Source organism: Runella sp. MFBS21 (assembly GCF_029433105.1).
GTDB lineage: Bacteria > Bacteroidota > Bacteroidia > Cytophagales > Spirosomataceae > Runella.
Genome location: NZ_JARNTW010000004.1, coordinates 87,083 through 105,667 on the forward strand (window position 1 = coordinate 87,083; position 18,585 = coordinate 105,667).

Below are 18,585 nucleotides of genomic sequence, written 5' to 3' on the forward strand. Positions count from 1 at the left end.
TTTTGATTTTTCGGCTTGTCTTCGTTGGTACTCCCATCCAAAAGCTACAATAGCACAAATGGAAGCAATGATTTGAAGCCAGAGTGATACCTTTTGTGTGTTTTCGTTACTCATCGTCTTCGGTTTTTTTGCGGGTTAATTTTGACTTTTTGAGCTTCTCTAGTTCGAGCTTGGCAAGGTCTCGTTCCACCTCACTTTTTCGGGTTTGAGCCACGTAAAAACGTATCGCAAACACTGCCACAAAAAGGCCGCTGATAGTGGTGATGATGGTGGCCACGGGTGATACCCAATTCAGGTCAAGCGCCAACATGATACTAAGCGGCGCATAAGCCAACGCAGCTAATTCTTGGACAGTTTGCCCGATAAATCGGTGAGGCATTTCGAGTTTCAAGGTTTTCGATTAGAGAGTTGGATAGCGGTGTTTTTGGGCGGTGATTTGCGAGGCTCTAAGAATCTTTTGAGCGTGGCACGTAGACCCAACTGAGCCAGTCCCACCGCAAAGACAATGAGCAGAATACAACCCAAAAAGAGCTTAAGCAGGGTGGCGTTTTCGAGCGAAATTTCGGTATTGACGGTGACTTCGGGCTTGGTTTCACCCGACAATAGCCCCTGCAATACCTCTAAAATTGATTTGTCTTGGGTTTCCATAGCGGGTATTAGTTGAGACCGAGGTTACGCATTCTTTTGACGAGGTCATTTCGTTTGCTTGTCCAGAAAACGTTCCACTCTGCATCCATTTTTTTGGTGAGGGTGTAGCCATCCTGTTTGCCGTAGCGACTATTGTAGAGATTGTAAATAGAGGTCAATTGGCGGTCTGACAATCCGATTAACTTTAAGAAAAGTTCTTCTTTGTCAGAGGCTAAAGTGAACAAACCATTCAAAACGCTCCATGCTTCTTCGACGTAGATGTCAGGTGACCAATTGGGGTCTTCAGGAAGGCTTTTGGGTTTGTAATCCGAAAAACTTCCCCGCCCTGCCTGACGACCGATGAAATAGATAAGTCCTACAATGACCACCCCAAATACCGTGTATTGGATAGGCCGACTTTTGTAAGCCCTTACGTACCATTTTTCTTGTTTCATGGCTTCTTAGTTCGTTTGGTTTTTTTACGGACATAACTTACCACGGCAACCCCAAAAGCCAGTGAAGACAGACCAAGCGCCGCCCATACGCCAGCTGAGTTGGCCGCAGGGGTGGGATTTTCGAGGTCGATGGTAGGACTGGTGTTACCCTCCGCAGGTTTGTTGGTATCAACGGGGCTGCTAGGGTCAGAGGAGGGCTTAACAGTGGGGTTGACGGTCGATACGTAGTCACGGTGGACGTAGTAGCTGATTTTCTTACCCGATGAATCTAGCTTATAAGCTCCGCTTAAAGTGGTAGCATAGATAAGGTAGAAATCATTGTCGATGAATCCGTCAGATTTTCCAAGTAGGTCGCCTTTGTTGGCCGCGCCTACCACGTTGAGCAGGTTGGCGAGTGAAGGACTATTGCGGAGTCGAACGCCGTTTCCCGTACAGTAGTAAAACTTGGCTACTTTTTCATCTAACGCAGGGGCATATACTGATACTTGGGTAGCGTCGCACCAAACTTCCGTAACGGTTGTGAAAATACCTTGCTCGATAGGGACACGTAACTTGACTTTGACGAGTTTTTTGGCAGTACGCCACCCGATGACCTGCCCAAAATTGATACCGTTGGCTTTGTTGTTATAGACTGACCCCACGTAGGAAGTCGTATCTAGATTATCGGAGGCAGTGAGCTTGGTGTACAGGTTGACGAAGCCTTTGGGGCTATCTGCACTAAGGTAGATACCAAGTTGAAATTGTGAGAGCGCCATATTACTTCGTTTTAGTTTCGTCCACAACTACATACTTTGCGGGACCCGCGATTTTTCGAGCTACCCACACTGCACCGCCAATGAAAATACCCACCGAAATAATACCGACTACGGTCGAAAGAACGCCCGCTAAAAAGGAAGCGAAAGTGGTTTTGGATTTCATAGCTGTTTTAGAAAAAAAGCCCGTGAGCCGCATTATCGGACACACGGGCTTTTTAGGGTTTGGGGTGAATGAAATTACTTCTTCTTTTTCTTCTTGGTAAGTGCTTTGTAGAGCCAACTTCCGACGACGACCACTACCAATACCCCACCTACCCAAAGGAGGATAGTTTTGGCGTTGGTTTTGATTTTTTGTACGAGGGTTTCGGAGGTAGCATCTCCGTCAGCGGTAAGGGTAGCACCTCCTGTAGCGTTTTTCTTCGCCGGATCGTCGGCATCATTGACATAAGTTCCGTCAGGATTAAGGAGTTTACCGTCTTTGTCGCAACGAATAGCAACGCCCGAATCATTGATAATGAAGTACAAACCAGATACGGCATCCTCCCCTTCTTTTTTGGTAGTTGCGTTCCCAAAATGGCGAGGGTCTTGGTTGGCGGTACCATCAGCCGATTTGAAGCCAATTTCGAGGAATTTGGCATTGTTGGCGAAATACTGGATTTCCTCTGCGGTGTGCGCAGGTGAATATACGACACCCCCTTCTAATTTTTCGACGGCAAACCATTCGCGCGGGTGCGGCGCCCACACAGAGCGGTCTGTCCAAGGCCCACCTGTGCCGTCCAACACCTGTGCAAGGATAATAGGGGAGGCTAAGTTTTGCTTTTGGGTGACGTTGGTTTGGTGGTTGGTAGTGGTGATAGTTTGCGGAAAAAACCGCGCACGGATTTTCTTGGGATTAGCCGTCCCTACGTAGCCTAGCTCGACACCATCGGCGTAGACTTTGTTTTTTTCGAGTTTTGTAATTGCCATGAGTGAAAAAAGTTGTTTTTGAAGCTGTTAACAGGTCTTGTTGGGTCTTACTTAGAAGGCACTAGCCTACGGCTCATGTAAGGACCTAATTCAAGGGTCACTTTGATACTTGATTGAGGTAAAATGGTAATCTCTACCTCCGCTACGTCGCCTAAGAAAATGTTGTGAAGGAGGAAATTGGCGGTCCCTACTTGGCTTGCTGAATCAGCTTGAAGGTTTTCCACGATGTCGTCTCCTAAGGTGGGGGTTTTGATAGCGACGGAGTTGGAAAGCTGTTCAATGAAGTTGGAAGATTGGATGGGAGAAACGGTAACACTAGAAAGCTCAATAGGGCAGGCTTTGGCGAAATTTTGGAGGTATTCAAGGGTTAATTCACCTTCCACTACACAATTCTCTCCTTGTTTGAGAATAGAGTTGTTGTAGTTGATGTGCCTGAGTCTAGCGGGAGAGGGAACTAAGATTTTCTTCTCAACCTTGTCGGTGGTATTGGTAAGGGTTAGCTGAATTACCTTTTTGGCTTGGGGGATGGTTGATTTTCCATCAAAAGTGAGGTGTTTCATTGTTGTTTGATTTTGCGTTGGTTTTTGGCAAAAAAATGATGGAACGAAAGTTAAGAGGAGAAAAAAACTAAGGTTAGGAAATGCGACGGTGAAAGGAAGATTACGACGCTCATAGGCCTAATCCAACGTAGAGGGTGGGTGACTTGAAAATGGGCGATTGCGTCTAAGGTTAAAACCCTCCAGCCCAATGAGTAAAATAGAAGAATTTGCCCGCACAAAGGGGTATAAGTATTTACTGCTTTATGCCGATGAAGACCAAATAATGGTAGAAAAGAAATACACTTTTTTTAGAAGCCGTAAGGGGATTTCCTTAAAAATCAAAAACTCGGATATTGTGGCTTTTCACTATTTGCATTCCTACAAGGATGTAAAACTAACGCACTACTTTAAGAACCAAAACCCCAAATGGCTTTGGTGGTTGTTAGGGAAGTGATATACTAAAAAAATACCCTAGCACCAACAGGCACTAGGGTATCCAAACTAATAAAATGATAACTAAAAAACTTATCCAAAAATCCTCTCCCAAAAACCCTGCTTTTGGACGGATTTTGAGGTTGATTTCTTGGTAGCGGTAGTCTTTTTGCGCTTATTGGTTTTGGTTTTTCTTACTTGACGTTTGGCCACGGTTGCTTGTTTAAGGCCACCAAGCGTACTGTACAAGGCATAAAACTGCTGTTCGAGCTTGGGGGTAAGTTCGTTGGACTTTTTGAGGCGTTTTTCCAGACTTTGAAACCCTTTTACATTTCGCTTATCCACTCTTTTGTACAGCGTATTAAGGGTACGTTCACGTTTGAGTTCTTCGACAAGTTTGGTGGGCAATGCCCCCAATCCTTTGGCTTTTTGCTCATGCTTGTTGATTTGAGCGATAAGCGAACTAAGAAAATCCGAGTCAAACAAGATTTTTTTCTCATACTGCGCATTTTCGCTTTTCAATCTTTTTAGCTCGTTTTTTGCTTTTTCTTCCTGTTTTTCGGAATGAGAAGGCTTTTTGTCCGCTTTGGGCTTCTGTACTTTAGAGGAGGCTTTTTTGTCCGCTTTGGGTTTGACTTCCGCCTTGGGCTTTTCCTCTTCACATTTACAATCTTTGGCTTTGGGGGTAGCTGCTTTGGGCTTTTTGTCGGCCTTTGGTTGCTGCATCGGTGGCTTTGCTTCTGCCTTGGGGGCAGGCGGCATTTTGCTCATGGCCTCGGTGTATTTTTCGCGGAATACGCCCAAGGTACGTTCGATGTTTTCGCTGCGTTCAAAAACCGAATAATCCGTCCAATTTTGGGTGAATTTTTGGAAGGTATCATACGACTTTTGTAAGGTCTCGTGGGGCATATCCTCCCGCGTTTTGGGGGCGATGTTGGCTTGTAGCCATTTTGCGTTGTTCGTCATGGATGTGATGGTTTTATTGGTTTGGGGGAAACTCTTTTGGGTGGGTTGGTCTGAATATTTGGCGTTTTTTTCGAGGCTGTAGAGGATGTTCTTTTGGCGCTTCCAGATACTTTCGTCGGTTTCGTAAACCGCCACGGGCATGAGGACAAAAATGGCTTTTTGGCTCCTGAAAACAGACTCAATGAGCAGGGGTTGGGACTTGATAAGGGCGGCCTTTTTGAATTTGAAGGTAGCCTGCTGTACGCCATCGTCAGACAAAAGTTTGACAATCCTTTTGAGGTAATCTACGTCATAGAAAACGAGGTTTTGAGCGTAAGCAACGAGGCAAATAGCCGTTCCCACCTCACCTTTGTAAGTGTTACTTAGGTGGGTATGGTTGAGTTCTTCTAAGAGCTTTTTTAGGTTCACTTCCAACGCCTTGTGGTGGTCGGTTTCGAGTTGGTCTAGCAGCTCTTTGTAATTGGGGAATCGACCATCGGCTACTTCGCCCGATGGCAGAAACACCCCACGGGTAGGGGTTTGGGTCTGAAGGTGCATCAAAAAATGCCCGTTGGTGGCGGTGATGCCATGCGCATCAAAATGAATGCCCTGAAAATTAGGGTGTTTGGGCTTGGTAAAAGGCTTGAAAATTTTCAGTATCTCTTGGTCGGGCGGCGTGTTAGGAGCCATTACATTGACTTCTAACTTGCCCAAAGTGAGGGGCAATTGTTTGTTTTTCATGGGCTTAAAAAGCTAAAAGTTCGAGTTCAAGTTCGAGGGCAATGGCTTCCATTTCCATCAGCTCTAGGTCATTTGAAGGGGACTTAGCAGGGAGAGGCATCTCAGGAAATGGCTCATATTTCCTCAGCACTTCTTTTTGGTTTGCTGCGGCCTTGACGGGTTTAAGGTAAGAAAGCATCTCATCGTTGAGCATACACGACAACCCAAATTTTTCGGACACATACTCACAAAAAGCGTCTAGCTGATCAGGCTTGATAACGGCCTTCATCTTCTCACCGTACTTGGTGAAGTTTTCGTTTTCTACCATTTCGAGTAGCCCCTTATCGGTGTAGAGGTCGCCACCTTTCACTTTGGAAGCAGGCACAAATACGATATAGCCATTTCGCGACATGACGCTCAGCTTGTCATTGCCAATCATGCGACCACTCGGCATATTTCTAATCACGTCAGCGCACTGCGAAAAGGGGACAATCTTGTTGATTTTGGAAGTGCTACCCTGCACGGGCGGCGACAACACCGAATAAGGCACGAGCAAGCCCTTACGGGTGCTGCCGTCTTGCATTGTAAAATCGACAATACGCGTATTTCTGAACTGCTCTTGGGCAATGGCTTGCAGTAGGTTGCCAGTGATGATATAGACGCGGATGCGGTCGCTATTGAGTTCTTTGACGCCCTCCTCCCAAAATCGTTGTAAGGGGGTATTGTAGTGGTAGGTTTCCTGGGCGGCTTTGAGGAGTTGCACAAGGTTGCTATAACCTGACTTGGCCAAGTTAAAACTTATCCTTCGCACCGAACTAGCGACCGCAAAATCAACGTAGATTTTGCCTAGACTGTAGGGGTTTTTGGCTTTTGGGTTGATTTTGACCCCTAAACATACCAACCGCTCCAAGTTACTGACGATTTTTCGGCCTGCGTAGAAGTTCTTAATGACTTCTTCGACAAGGTCAATGGTGGCGTCTTCTTTGGTGGTTACGAGCGTGATTTGGTCGGTGTACTCTTTTTCTGCTTCGGCCATTCGAGCGCGAATGACTTCGGCTTTTTCTTCTTTTGCCTTCGCCAATTGGGCGCGTAGCCCTTGCATTTCGGCCTCAAAATCCTTGCTGATTTTTGCGATTTTTTCATCCCGTCGTTGGGTGAGAAACGAAGAGGCTTCATGGAACATTTCTTTGGTGTGAATCCTTACTTCTTTTCCATTGGTGGCCTCCTCAATGAGCTGTTGCAGCTTGGCGTGGGTGTAAGGTTTGTGGAGGTTGTTGACCTCATATAGGCCCAACATGGATCGCTTGGCAAACTCCGAAGTGCCAGTGGGTTTTCCTGCGACGAGGAGGTCTTCCTGTATCAATCGGGCTTTCAGGTCAAGTACTTCTACTTCAAGGTCGTATTCTCCCGCATTGACGAGCCTTTCGACTTCTTTTTTGTAGGCTTCGGCTACTTCTTCGTAGAAAATCTGCTGTCGAGCGGTGGGGATAATGGCGACACGTCCTGCTACTTTTTTGGCCAGTTCTTCGGTTGTCTCCTTGTTGTCACCGTGACCCATCCACTTTTTGAGGTCACACAGGCTGTAGATACTCTCTTTGCCGTTTTCTTCACGCTCGACCTCCACGTACTCTTTGACGACCCGGTCGCCAATTTTGTTGAGGAAGTCGTTGGATTGCAAAATATCTTTCGACGACTTTTGGCTACTGGTGGTGTTGGCAAAGAGCGAACGAAGTTTGTTTTGGAGCATCATGGTAGGCCGCTGCTCGGCAGGAATGGCCGATACGATGTAATCGTAGATAGGCGGTAAAATTTGGCCCGTACGGTTGATGCGTCCCCACTTCTGCACTTCAATGTTGACGTCAAGTTCGGCTTGGGCAATAATCATGACTCGTTGTTTGACCTTGGAGGCAGGAACGCGCTCGGTGGGAATCGCGTGAGCTGATGCGCCCGTTGCCCCCGATTGATTGATGAGCAGTACATCCACTTCGTTGTTTTGGAACCGTCGAAACGCCCCTGCCGCATCCTCTTTGGCGCGTGGCACCACGACCCCCGTTTTGGGCATGACCCTGCCAAGCGTGGGGGATTTTTCGAATTTGATTTCTTTGCTTCGCCCCGTGACCTCGGCGACCTCGTAACCTTTGGCCGCTATCATCTCTTTGATAACGTCGATGGGGGATACCAAAATATCGGTGGTGGTTTGGCGAATCACCTCCAGTATCCTTTGGTAATCTTTTTGCCCTTGCACGGACAATTCCTCTACCTGTAGCTGTCGATACTCGGTTTTTCCCCAACCACTTGAAACCTGAATTTTCAAGACACTGCGGAGGGCTTTTTCAAGCACCAAGGCAAAGTCTAGTTTGATGCGGGTTCCGCCGTTGCGGTCTTCAATGCCCCCTTCGGTGAGTTCGTCGATGAAACTCCCCATTGTATTGGCAAAGGCAATGACGACCTTTTTGCCTTCCTGCAAGCGTTTGAGGGCTTGCATGGCCACGGCTTCGGCCTTGGTCGAAAACAGGAGTTGATTGATGACGTTGAACACCTTCGAGAAGTAGGGTACATTGTCCACCCCTGCGGCTTTGGTGCCTTGGTTGAGGTTGGCTTCTCCCATTTGGTTTTTCAGGATTTGGTTCAGCATTTTCAGCGACGAGCCCACGTGAATGCTTTGGAACGCAATGATTTGGCGAATAACGCTCGTAATGCGGTCAACGGTTTGGCGGTGTTGGTCTTTCAGGTTAGGCAATCCCCACGCCTGCGCCGATTCATCCAAGGTAATCCAATTGACCACGGCGCCCGTACTTTCGAGGCCGCGTTCACGGCGAATCATTTGCCCCTCTTTGACCAAAATCGACGATACCCATTCTTGCATCGCCACCCCTCCTACGGTAATGGCTTCTGCGAGTCCTTCAGCGGTGGAGTTGACGTCGCCGATGGCCGTTTTTTGGGCGTACAAGGCCATGTTTTCGGGACGTTTGGCGAAAGTTCCCGAAAGAAAAACGGCACCTTCGGAGGCTTGAAGCATCTCTCTAGCAATGATACCCGTGCTAGAATCCCCGCCCGAAGCATTGTGGGCTTCGTCCATGATGATGATATTATCCTCGGCCATGTTGGCGATAAACTGCGCTTTTTTGCCCTTTTCCACCACTTTCACCCCTGCTTCGTACTTGACCTTATTACCCGTGGCAATTTGGGAGTAAGTAAGCATGATGAGACGGTAGGGACTTGGCAAACGACCCGAAGCGAAAATGGCATCCTGCTCGGCTTTGTCGGGGGCTTCGTAGAGGATATTACCGTTGGCATCCTTGATGCTACTTTTTAGCTCCTTTGAGTTGACGATGAAAGGCACGACGTGGGTGCCTTTTTGGAGGTCATAGGCTTTGTTTTCCGAAAAGGTAGACACCTTCCGAACGCCTTTTTGCTTGAGATAGTTGTCGTAGTTTTCTTGACTACCGTAGTTGTCTTGTTCCTCTTCGGTGAGTTCGTCCCATTCTTTTTCCGCCGCTTGGTTGCGGCGTTTTTTGATTTGCGTACCGTCTTCGCTGCCGATGCCAATCAGGTCGCGGTAAATGTCGGAAAAAAGGTTAGGCTTTTCGGTGAAAAAAATGGGCGTTTTGCCCCGTAAAAGGGCGTAACGGATGATGGCGGCGGCCTGTCTTCCTTTGCCAATGCCCGTTTGGTCGCCGATGACAATGCCTTGTTTTTTGGCTTCGATGTTGTAGATAGCGAGGGCTACGCCGTCGATTTGCTCGGCGAAAAGGGCATTTTCAAGCGCCTGCATGGTGGGATAAGCGAGCTTACGACGAACGTACTCTTCGACGCTCATATTGCCAAAATTGGCTTGCAAATAAGCGGTCAGTTCGGCGTGAGCCAGTGCCATTTCGGCGGCCATACTATCGGGGGTTTCGACCTTCATCGAACGAGTCTTGGCGACTGGAAAGTAAACCGCACCCAACGCATTGTTTTTCTGGCGTTTTTTAGCGGTGTTTTTTTTGGTTGTTTTTTTCATTAGGTTGGATTTGCTATCAAAATAGAGGTCGACTTTGTACGGCTCCGGAATTCATCAGCGCCGCAGCTCGAAAATTTGCTATCAAAATGCGCCTCGACCGTGAAACCTGGGAAGATCTACGGGCATGATTTTGCTATCAAAAAATTTCGGTGTACAAATTGTTGCCTTGGGTGGTTCGGGTGATGCTTTGACCGTTGATAATGACGGTGAATTTACCTTCTTCAAAAGCCCCTGCATACAGGTCTTGGTAGAGCAATACGCGCTTGCCCGACTTGGGATTTTTCCAGAGTTGCACCCAAGGCTGACCATACTTGTAAGCGCGGGCAAATTCGCCCGTGTCGTTTTGGTGGAGAGGGGTTTGGGTTTCGGTCACGCCTGCATTTTGGCGCACGTACTGCACAAACTCAAAGGAATCCCGCACCTGCGTCCCGTCACAGACGTCCTGAATCCCCTTGGCAAACAACTCATGGGCTTGTATCATGGCCGATACACTTAGAGCGTCTTTGCCGATGTAATCACCTACAGAGGGACAGGAAGGGGTATCAGGACCAGTATATTCGGATACAAAAAACCCACCTGCATTTTGGGAAAGACAAGATAATTGCCCATTGATTTTTGACCATCTCAACAGGCCGCTTGGGTCGTAACTATTGCCAAATAGCCAATATTGGGTATAGCTATGTTTGGGGTTGCAGAGATACGTAAAAATGGCATCCCTGACCAAGTTGTGGGGGTATTGTACCCGATTGTCCACCTGTTTGATGTAGCCTTGTCCCCATTTCAGACGCGTCATGGGGCTGCGGTTGGCATCGGCGGGTTTGTCTTCAAACGGCCACACAAACAGCAATAGTTTTTCGTCGGGTGGGGTAATGAGCGTTTGGATGTTTAAGACGTCCAATGCCCTTAAATACCACAATTTGGGCGATACCCATTCATTGCCTTTTGCGGCATCGCCGTTGATGGTGGTAGAGCTGTAACCAAAACCCACTTGGGTAAGCGTGGGGGACGCTAAGTCGATGTGGGTGATTTCGGTGGGGTTTTCGTGGATGGCAAGATAGGTGTCTAATTTTCCACCCCATGTATCGTTGTTCCACCCGTCCAATTCAAAAGTTTCGCCTCGAAAGGCAAAGCGGTTTCCTTTCCCAATCCACGAGTAAAAGTACTTTTTGTGCCTTTCGTAGATTCGTTGGGAGAGCTTTTGCATCGTAGAACGAAAATAAGGACTATCAAAATTCCAACGCCAATTGTCCGCTTGGGGATTGTGTGGCTCATAATCTACCGCGAAGTAGGCGGAAGAAGTCATACTGGCAAGCATATCGGCGGCACGGTCAAACTCATGGTCTTGCAGGTCGGTGATACCTTTGCCTAAGCGGTTGGTAAGGTCTATAACCTCATTGGCATATAAGAGTTGATAACGGTCGGTTCCCGTTGCCCACGAGAGGTTTTTGAGTTGGGTTTCGCTTTCGGTGGGAATGGTTTCAGAGCCGTATTGCTTGTTTTTTAGCGTGAAGGCAGGGGTATAAGTAAGGTTAAGGCCGTCGCGCTGGGCTTCGTTTTTCCAGAGCGGTTGGGTGTAGTCTAGTTTTGTAGTAGTTCCGTCTGCAACATAAAAAGTACACTCGTAGGTTTGGGCAAATTTTTTGTTTTTCAGTCCTGCGTATTGCACGGAGGTCCGCCACGCGTCGGCGTTGATGTTGTCGATGTCGGCCACCAACTTGACAAGGTGTATCCATTCCCCTGCTCGTACAGGGTATTGGGTGAGTTGTGAAGTGGTAGCACCGTTGATGGCATAGTAGCTTCTGAAGGGCATCGTGCCCTCGTCGCTAAGGTAGAGTTTGCCATCTTGCTTTCTCTCAACTTTTAGCTTAATGGTGCTCAGTTCCTCTCCCGTATCATCGTAGTTGTAATAGACGATAAGGGGTGGCGTAGTTCGGATGACATTTTCAGGAACTACGTTGGCAGGGGTAGAATTTTCGATTTTTGCTACTTGAATCGTCTTTACGCCCGTTTTTGGGTCACTTTTGCAGTTTTTGGCCTTGATTTTGACCTCATACTGTCCTTGGGGGGGATTGTAATTAATCCGAAAGACGGGGGAAGTTAGCTGCCCCGTATTACCCGAAAAAACAAGCTTTTGGGCTTGTAAAACTTCATAATCAATGCTCTGCACGTCGAGACTATGAAAAGTGACTTCCAGTTGTTTTTCAACGGGAACGACGGAAACAAGGGTTAGCCCTGCCACACAATCGGGGCGATTGTCGGTGGGTGGGGTTTCGGGCTGAGGGGCAAGCGATTTAACGTAACTACGCACCCAAGCACGGGTGGCAGTGGTGTCTTGGGGGGCTTTCTTCTTTTTTTGTCCGAAAGAAGTGGTTGATAGCGTTAAAAACGCCCATAAAAGAACGATAATTTGTCTTGTTTTCATGGTTATGATAGATTAAGTAATTGAAGTTCTAGTTCGAGGGCTTGGGCTTCCATCTCCAGAAGTGCCAAGTCGGGGATAGTATTTTCCCTGAATTTTTCGTGGATGAGTTGCCATTGCTGAGGGCTGTAAGTAATGTACCAATAGCCTCGGTTAGTCCATTTGTAGCCTTGTTCCCTGAGCCAAGTTAGGTTTTCGACCAGCGGTTTGTTTTCAAATTTGATTTCAATTCCGTTGCGGGATTCGTTATGGAAAATGAAGGCTTTCACGGGCAGATTAGAAAAAAAAGAGGGGGCATGCCGAAAAAACGGGGCGATTCTTCGCCATAGGTCGCCAAAAGAGTTGGCCACTTGCAGGTTGGCATTTTCGAGCAAAGGCGCATAACCTTCAGGGGTCTTTTTTCGGCCGTCAATCAGCAGGATACGAATGTCGAAATTGGTGCCTTGTCGGCTGAACAAATCACCGTTGACGTTGATGACGTCTACCACATTATAATGGTGATAGAGGTAATTGAAAAAGTAGCGGTCGCCCGTGGACTTGTCCTTCGATGAAATTCGGCCCTCATGGTCGTAGCGCATATGTCCCCCTAGCACAAAAGCGGCACGGCCATTGTCGTACATACAAGTAAGGGCATTGAGAATAATCCAATGGTCGAGTTTTTGGGTGGTGATTTTGTCGAAAGTCCGACGCTTCATGAGGCCAAAGGGAGGGTTGCCAATGACGACAGGAAACTTGGGTAAGGAAGCGTAGTACTGCGGCTCGGTAGCATCTTCTTTCGTGACCCGAAACTTGTAGAGGTCGGCCATGAGTTCGAGGTTTTCTACGCGATTGGGCGATATTTCGTTCATCACACTTCCTCTTTTTTGGCTCAAACCCGACGCCACCATCATAAAACCATTGCCTGCCGATGGCTCAAAGAAGTGATTCATGTTATTGTCGATACCACAAAACAACCCCATAAGATAAGCCATCGGCAAGGGGGTAGAATATTGCTGAAGCATCACACTTTCGGAGGTGCGAAGGCTGCTATTGGCTTGGGTTTTGTAGAGCTGTACAATATCGTCGTAGGCGATTTCTCGTTCTAGTTTGTAGTCCGACGCGATATGGAGAGCTTGTTGGAGATAGGCTAGTTCGATGAGTTCTTTGACGAGCTGCTTGTCTTCTATCCCAAACTCTTTTTTGGCGATATTTTCGAGTTTGGTGCGGGTGTATGTTTCGCCTTGGGCAAGTTCGGATTGAATTTGACGCACAAATGGAAACTTCAGGGGAATAGCCCCCAATTGCCCCAACGCAAAGGCATGGTCTTTTTTCTTTTGAAACGGGGGTTCTTGGTTAAAAACAGGGTTGACAGGGTCAAGAATCGTATCCCCTACTACGACGTAGATGTGTTGCCACCCACTGCCGTAATCAGCCATGCGCACCGTATGGCTGAGGCGTAGATGGTGCAAAATACCCGAAATGAGGATGACAAAATCTTCACAGTCGATGCCCGTGCGTCGGTCTTTCCACGATTGACGCGGGAGTCTTATTTCTTCGTAGCCTAGCCGGTCTTCTTGGTATTGGAAGGTATCTCGACACCAGTCGTAGATGGCCCGAAGGGGGTCGGGGTGGTGCTGAAATTTCGCTACAAAAGGTTGGGTTTGCTTGATAGCACGGGGGATATAGACCTCACACACGGCCTCGAAGGTATCGGTCGGAAGCGGATTTTTTCGAATCACGAGGTCGGAAGCGATAGGAGCGTCAATCATGGCTTAAATTGAGGAAATCAGGATAAAAAGTAGGCTTGAAAGCGGCTTTGGATTGCTTTCTTAGAGGTCGTTGATGACCGTGATTGTAGGGAGTTTGTTGGCGTTTTGTTGGAGTAGATTTCGGAATCTAGTCAGGATTTGGCCTTGGTATCCATTTTGGTTTTTCAACTCCGAAGTGGTGTAAGAAAACTCACCCACGGGATTCCAAGTAGGTTTGGGGCGGCGGTAGTGATTGGATTGTTTGAGGGCGTTGACGATGTCCTTGACGATTTGATGCCCTGCTTCATCGTAGACAAAAGCCAGCCCTACGATGTCGATGCCAAGCTCATAAGAAAGCCTGATGTCGTCGATGAGTTGGGGCGTGACTTGCCCAGGGGGAGAGTTGGTATGTTCGGCCATTGCCAAGCTATTGGCACCGTTCTTTTTGGCGGTACTCAAGAGTAACGCATGGTCAAAGTACAGGTCATAGTCGATGTGTGGATTGTCTTTCACACAGACGATATTAGGGCGATTGGCAAGGTCACTCACGGCACACGTACCGCGATGGGTAGCGGCGGCGGTATCGTAGTAGCTACCCGAATCCACCCCGACGCTGAGGGGAGAAAGTACGTCCGCCATTTCGTGCATGACACGATTGACGGCTTTGATGCGTTCGCCGTAGCTGCTTTCGTGTAGAGGGGTGTCGTAGCCGTATCCCCATTCCTGATGAATCGTAGAGGTGGGAAAGACGCACAAAATGCGGTTGGAAGTGTGCCAGTCTTGGAACTTTTCTTTGTAGTCGGTGGCGAATTTTTTGGCGTAAGTAACCCAAAAATCAGACTCCAATTTGACGGAGGTATTGCCTTGTACGAAGTCTGAAATATTGAAATCAGGATACAAATACGACTTATAAGGCTCTAGCCTGAGCTTTGAAAGGATGAAAAGTCCTTTTTGGTGGGCATAGTTGAAGACGTGTTCGACGCCCGTCCAGTCGGGGGTATCGGGGCTATTGCGGTAGACATGGTCGATGGGGATGGCGATAAGAATGCCGTCAAGCCCTTCGGTGGCGGCAAAATCAATCTGTCTTTCGATGTAAGGGGCGGATACTTTCCCGTCAACGATGCTTATTTCGGCTTCGCCAAATCCTTCCAGAAGGTCGATGAAAAGCATCGTATGGTTAGGCAGTGATTGGGTCGAGAAAAGGGATTTAGCTTTGGCCGTAAGATTGTTGAGGGGAGATTTTTTATTACGGAAAAATACGAGCCATATGCTCACTAGGATACTGATAGAGACGACCAAAGCAGCCCAAAACTTTTTGGTACGGGTTCGTTTTTGCAGGGATTGAAGCAGGTTTTTTACTTGCTTTTTGCCAATCAGAAATTTGGATTTGGAGGACATTACCTTGGGGATTGTTGAAACAAGCCAAAAGGTAAGTGATGAGAAAAGGGGGTGGAACGATTGCGACGCACAGACGTCCTAATCTAACGTAGAAATGAATAGTTGCGACGGAAGCAAAACTTTAATAAAAACCCAGACTTCGTAAATACAAAATCACTCGGTACGGCAGGCGTCTATTACGACGATAGCCCAATTCATGGATTTTGAGTTTTTGGTCTTCCTCCAGTAAGTGCCAAATCTGCCTTGGAAGCCCGATTTGTACTTCGTATTTTGTCAAGCTAACGATTTCGGTTTTGTAATCAGGCAGGGGAAATACTTCCATTAAGAAATCCATTGCACCTTGGGTAAGGCGGCATTTGGGGCGATACCCCAACTGAACCAAACGCGCCCTTTCCTGTGGGCTAAGGCATTCCCATAGCTGTCCCCGCTGAAGGCCACTGGCTTCTTCATATTCATAGAAAAAGGCACGTTTGATAGGCATAACATAGATTATGGATTGTTCTGGTCGGAAAGATTCCATCCTGCCATGAGGGAATTGTCCAGTAATCCGTATTTGTCATTGTGTTCGGCAAATTCATCGTCCAAGGACTTAGGCGGGGGCATCATCAACAAGGCTTCGGTCTCCATCGTATCCTCCCCTTCTTCTTGTGGTTCCTCTTCGGTTTTTACCGGAACCACTTCGTAGATAATGGGAGACTTTTGGTGGGTGGTGAGGCCATTGACCTTGACCATGATTTTAGATAAGGCAGGAAGCAAAATGCCAAAATAAAAGGCCGACAATGCCAATCCTACCAAGACAAAAACCCAAAAGACAATCCAGAAAAAAGAGGTTGAGCGTTCTTCTTTGGGGGTTTCTTCGTCAGCTTGAGCGTAAGAGGGTTGCAGCGGAGGCATTTGCTGAAAATACTGATTTTGAAGTTGCTGATTCATGGTTTTTTTGTGCGGTTTTGGATGGCAAAATTGATTTCGGTAAGGATTCTTTCGAGTTCGATTGCTACAAACTCATGGGGTAGGTTGGACTGTACGCTAAAGATTTCTCCTTTGCCCAAGTGGTACAAAGCCACCACCGTAACGGGCGTTTCGGGATTTTTTTTCAGGTGTTTGAGACTGCTTTGTGCCTCTTTCCGCATGGCTTCTAGTACTTCGAGGCTCGTTTTTGAAAGGTCGTCGGTGAAGGTCATTGGAGGTATTTGTTTTTGTAAGAAAAAGGGAAATAGTCTTCGCCTCGGTGAATCGTAAAGTCACCGTTTGAGTCAGGAATCCAGATTTCATCATCTTCGGTGTCGTAGATACGGGTAGCCCATTTTTGGTTGGATTCGAGCGTGTAGTTTTCCCTAATCACTTCGGTGAGCAAATGCCCTATTTCGCGCCTTGCAATGAGCTTTAGGGGTAGGTTTTCGGGGTCGTCTACCGTCTGCTTGAGGATGTACATATTGGCTTGTTCGAGCAGGGCGGGGGCGATTTCGCGGATGCTGTGGGCTTGAAAAATCAGCTCATTGCCGTTGTTTTTGGGCGTTTTGAGGAGTTTTTCGCGGGCGATAGTAAGATTTCCCCGAAAAAGCACCCCACAATCATCAAAAAGGATACTGCTTTTGCTGACGTGATGGGTCACGGCCTCACAAAATTCGTCAATCTCTACCCCCCTCACGATGCCGCGTATGGGCTCTTGTTGCAGGGGTAGTAGATAGATGATTTGCTCTAAGGTGAGGGGAATTAAGTTGTGGGTGTTGTAACTAGAGTTGTTGGTATGGTCATACACAAGAATATGCTTGCGTACCGATTCCCTCACTGAAAATTCATTGGCCAACTGCAAGGCGGTGTAGGTTTTGCCCACATTTCGCTTACCCACGGCAAGCCATATATTACCCTTTGCGTTCATTACTTTTTCTTAGAAAATTTGTTTTTGACACTGCCCACCGCACCCGATATTTTTTCTACAATGACCTCCTTGCCTGATTCTACAATCTCGGCTCCCGTGAGAAGGATGTAGTTTTTGAGAAAATCTCTAGGGTCTTCAAGGCGGAGTTCACCCCGCTCGTTCAAGTCCCACATCTCCTGAAAAATGAGTTCTTCGTAGATATTGCGCATATCATCATCGGAAAGAATGTGCGTTTTGGATTGCTCAATAGTCCTTCTTTTCTCGACTGCTTTGCGCATGGTCGGAATCATTGCAAGCTCTTCTGGGGTAAGGGTAGTGTCGAGTTTTTCGGCTCTTTCTACCATCTCTACCATCGCATTGGTAGCGGCCAACGCCCCCACGAGACTACGGGCAAATCTACCTGCGGTTTCGACGTATTTGAGGTTGACGGTGGCTTTCCATTTGGCCATGCTGCGCATCTTTTCCTCGTCCACTTTGTAGCGTGGGGGCGGTGGGGGTGGCATGTAAGGCGTAGGCATTCCATACATAGGTTGGGGAGGATAGGCGTACATTGGCGGCATCGGTGCTTGACGCGAAAATTGCTCAGCTGCCACCGCATTTGGCGGCGGTACTGGAGCTTGAAAGATGGGGGTAGGCGCTTGATAAGCCTCTGGTGGGGTGGGTGGCGTACTTGGCGGGGGAAGCTCGGCAGGCTTTTCGGCGAGGATTTTTGAAAAGGCGGTTTTGGCCGTGTCCAAAGTATCCTGTGCCACTGCGCCTAACCACTGATCGCGAAGGTTTTGAAATTGATTCATCGGTTGAATCGGTTTATGAATTTGGAGAAGAATTTAGAAAGGCCGTCTACTAGCTTCATTTTGAGCCAATCGAAGGCTTTACCCTTGGTTTCGTCGATGATTCGACGGGCTTTTTGGGCGGTATTTTCGCGCTTGAGTAAGCGTTGGATTTCGTTAGAGACATAGGGTCTCATCCATTCCTGTATGGCTTCGGGGTTGGCATTGAGAAGTCCCATTTTGGCAAAGGTGTCGGTCAACAACCTCAACTGAACCTCGTTTTGAATGGTTGTTAGGGGGAATTGTTGGCGGAATTTGAGGGCCTGAATGGCATCCCGAAAAAAAGCTTGTGCTTCTTCTTCGGTAAACTCCCCAAAATCGTAGGTAATCACCTTTTCTTGGTTGACAATGACAAGTCTCATGAAGTGGGACAAAAGGTTAGAAAATGGGTGATGATTTCGGTCGTGTTGACGGTAATTTTTCCAGTCTCTAAGCCTTGGGCTAGGCTTTTGATAGCGGCCTTAATCGAAGGATTGGAAAAGGCTTGGTAGGCTTCTTGCTGTGGGGTGAGTGGGGCAGGTGAAGGTTTGGACGGTTCTACGCCTTCGGCGAGCAGTTGGCGCACGATTTGGTGAGGACTAGTGGCCGTGGTTTCGGCCAATGTTCTAATCTTTTCATGGGTAGTTTTGCCTATTCTTATGCTCAGAAGTTCGCTACAACGTTCATTGAGAAGGCGATGTTGTGCTAGGGGGTTGCTTTGAGATACATCCATCATCGACTGTTTTTTCTCAAAGGTCGGGTGATAGTCTATAGTTTGTATCTGTACCCCTTACGTTACATTACGTATCATTACGTTACATTACGTATCCTTACGTTACATTACGTCGGTTGCTATACGTTTTTGAAGAGAAAGATTGAATAAGTCTATTGAAGTACACGTTTAAGTGTGT

20 protein-coding genes are annotated in these 18,585 nt (G+C 47.5%); 1 reads left to right on the forward strand and 19 read right to left on the reverse strand.

Annotated features, from left to right (window positions below; all coding sequences use genetic code 11):
• Nucleotides 1-106: 106 nt before the first annotated feature.
• The 7 genes from P1X15_RS10795 to P1X15_RS10825 form a co-directional block, all read right to left on the reverse strand.
• Nucleotides 107-379, reverse strand: a complete 273-nt coding sequence (locus P1X15_RS10795; protein ID WP_277338144.1) for a hypothetical protein — start codon at nucleotides 377-379, stop codon at nucleotides 107-109.
• Nucleotides 380-387: 8 nt separating this feature from the next.
• Nucleotides 388-648, reverse strand: coding sequence for a hypothetical protein (locus tag P1X15_RS10800; RefSeq protein WP_277338145.1), 261 nt, complete (start codon nucleotides 646-648; stop codon nucleotides 388-390).
• A gap of 8 nt (nucleotides 649-656) precedes the next feature.
• A complete protein-coding gene (locus P1X15_RS10805; RefSeq protein WP_028666529.1) occupies nucleotides 657-1,082 on the reverse strand; it encodes a hypothetical protein in 426 nt (141 codons plus the stop codon).
• Nucleotides 1,079-1,837, reverse strand: coding sequence for a hypothetical protein (locus P1X15_RS10810; RefSeq protein ID WP_277338146.1), 759 nt, complete (start codon nucleotides 1,835-1,837; stop codon nucleotides 1,079-1,081). Before P1X15_RS10810 ends, P1X15_RS10805 begins: the two co-directional genes overlap by 4 nt.
• 1 nt (nucleotide 1,838) lies before the next feature.
• A complete protein-coding gene (locus P1X15_RS10815; protein WP_273211649.1) occupies nucleotides 1,839-2,000 on the reverse strand; it encodes a hypothetical protein in 162 nt (53 codons plus the stop codon).
• 74 nt (nucleotides 2,001-2,074) lie between these two features.
• Complete coding sequence (locus P1X15_RS10820; RefSeq protein WP_277338147.1) at nucleotides 2,075-2,803, reverse strand: hypothetical protein; 729 nt, start codon at nucleotides 2,801-2,803, stop codon at nucleotides 2,075-2,077.
• A gap of 47 nt (nucleotides 2,804-2,850) precedes the next feature.
• Nucleotides 2,851-3,363, reverse strand: a complete 513-nt coding sequence (locus P1X15_RS10825; protein ID WP_277338148.1) for a hypothetical protein — start codon at nucleotides 3,361-3,363, stop codon at nucleotides 2,851-2,853.
• A 187-nt stretch (nucleotides 3,364-3,550) separates the two neighbouring features.
• Here P1X15_RS10825 and P1X15_RS10830 point away from each other — a divergent pair, with 187 nt between their 5' ends.
• On the forward strand, nucleotides 3,551-3,796 hold the full coding sequence (locus tag P1X15_RS10830; protein ID WP_277338149.1) for a hypothetical protein: 246 nt from the start codon (nucleotides 3,551-3,553) through the stop codon (nucleotides 3,794-3,796).
• Nucleotides 3,797-3,867: 71 nt separating this feature from the next.
• Here the strand turns inward: P1X15_RS10830 and P1X15_RS10835 are convergent, their stop codons facing one another.
• From P1X15_RS10835 to P1X15_RS10890, 12 genes are all read right to left on the reverse strand, one after another.
• Nucleotides 3,868-5,460, reverse strand: a complete 1,593-nt coding sequence (locus tag P1X15_RS10835) for a hypothetical protein (RefSeq protein WP_277338150.1) — start codon at nucleotides 5,458-5,460, stop codon at nucleotides 3,868-3,870.
• A 4-nt stretch (nucleotides 5,461-5,464) separates the two neighbouring features.
• Nucleotides 5,465-9,442, reverse strand: a complete 3,978-nt coding sequence (locus P1X15_RS10840; protein WP_277338151.1) for a strawberry notch C-terminal domain-containing protein — start codon at nucleotides 9,440-9,442, stop codon at nucleotides 5,465-5,467.
• Nucleotides 9,443-9,578: 136 nt separating this feature from the next.
• Nucleotides 9,579-11,864, reverse strand: a complete 2,286-nt coding sequence (locus P1X15_RS10845) for a hypothetical protein (RefSeq protein WP_277338152.1) — start codon at nucleotides 11,862-11,864, stop codon at nucleotides 9,579-9,581.
• Between the two features lie 2 nt (nucleotides 11,865-11,866).
• On the reverse strand, nucleotides 11,867-13,609 hold the full coding sequence (locus tag P1X15_RS10850; protein WP_277338153.1) for a hypothetical protein: 1,743 nt from the start codon (nucleotides 13,607-13,609) through the stop codon (nucleotides 11,867-11,869).
• Nucleotides 13,610-13,669: 60 nt separating this feature from the next.
• Complete coding sequence (locus tag P1X15_RS10855) at nucleotides 13,670-14,986, reverse strand: hypothetical protein (RefSeq protein WP_277338154.1); 1,317 nt, start codon at nucleotides 14,984-14,986, stop codon at nucleotides 13,670-13,672.
• 121 nt (nucleotides 14,987-15,107) lie between these two features.
• Nucleotides 15,108-15,467 carry a hypothetical protein gene (locus P1X15_RS10860; protein ID WP_273211666.1) on the reverse strand — a complete coding sequence of 120 codons (360 nt, stop codon included), beginning with the start codon at nucleotides 15,465-15,467 and terminating at the stop codon, nucleotides 15,108-15,110.
• 8 nt (nucleotides 15,468-15,475) lie between these two features.
• Nucleotides 15,476-15,916 (reverse strand): hypothetical protein, encoded by a 441-nt coding sequence (locus tag P1X15_RS10865; RefSeq protein WP_277338155.1) that lies wholly within the window; start codon nucleotides 15,914-15,916, stop codon nucleotides 15,476-15,478.
• Entirely contained in the window at nucleotides 15,913-16,167 is a 255-nt protein-coding gene (locus P1X15_RS10870; protein WP_273211671.1) for a hypothetical protein, read from the reverse strand. Before P1X15_RS10870 ends, P1X15_RS10865 begins: the two co-directional genes overlap by 4 nt.
• A complete protein-coding gene (locus P1X15_RS10875) occupies nucleotides 16,164-16,865 on the reverse strand; it encodes a hypothetical protein (protein WP_277338156.1) in 702 nt (233 codons plus the stop codon). The genes P1X15_RS10870 and P1X15_RS10875 overlap by 4 nt, the downstream gene beginning before the upstream one ends.
• On the reverse strand, nucleotides 16,865-17,659 hold the full coding sequence (locus tag P1X15_RS10880; protein WP_277338157.1) for a hypothetical protein: 795 nt from the start codon (nucleotides 17,657-17,659) through the stop codon (nucleotides 16,865-16,867). The genes P1X15_RS10875 and P1X15_RS10880 overlap by 1 nt, the downstream gene beginning before the upstream one ends.
• Nucleotides 17,656-18,057, reverse strand: a complete 402-nt coding sequence (locus P1X15_RS10885) for a hypothetical protein (protein WP_277338158.1) — start codon at nucleotides 18,055-18,057, stop codon at nucleotides 17,656-17,658. The genes P1X15_RS10880 and P1X15_RS10885 overlap by 4 nt, the downstream gene beginning before the upstream one ends.
• A complete protein-coding gene (locus P1X15_RS10890) occupies nucleotides 18,054-18,410 on the reverse strand; it encodes a hypothetical protein (RefSeq protein ID WP_277338159.1) in 357 nt (118 codons plus the stop codon). The genes P1X15_RS10885 and P1X15_RS10890 overlap by 4 nt, the downstream gene beginning before the upstream one ends.
• Between the last annotated feature and the right edge of the window lie 175 nt (nucleotides 18,411-18,585).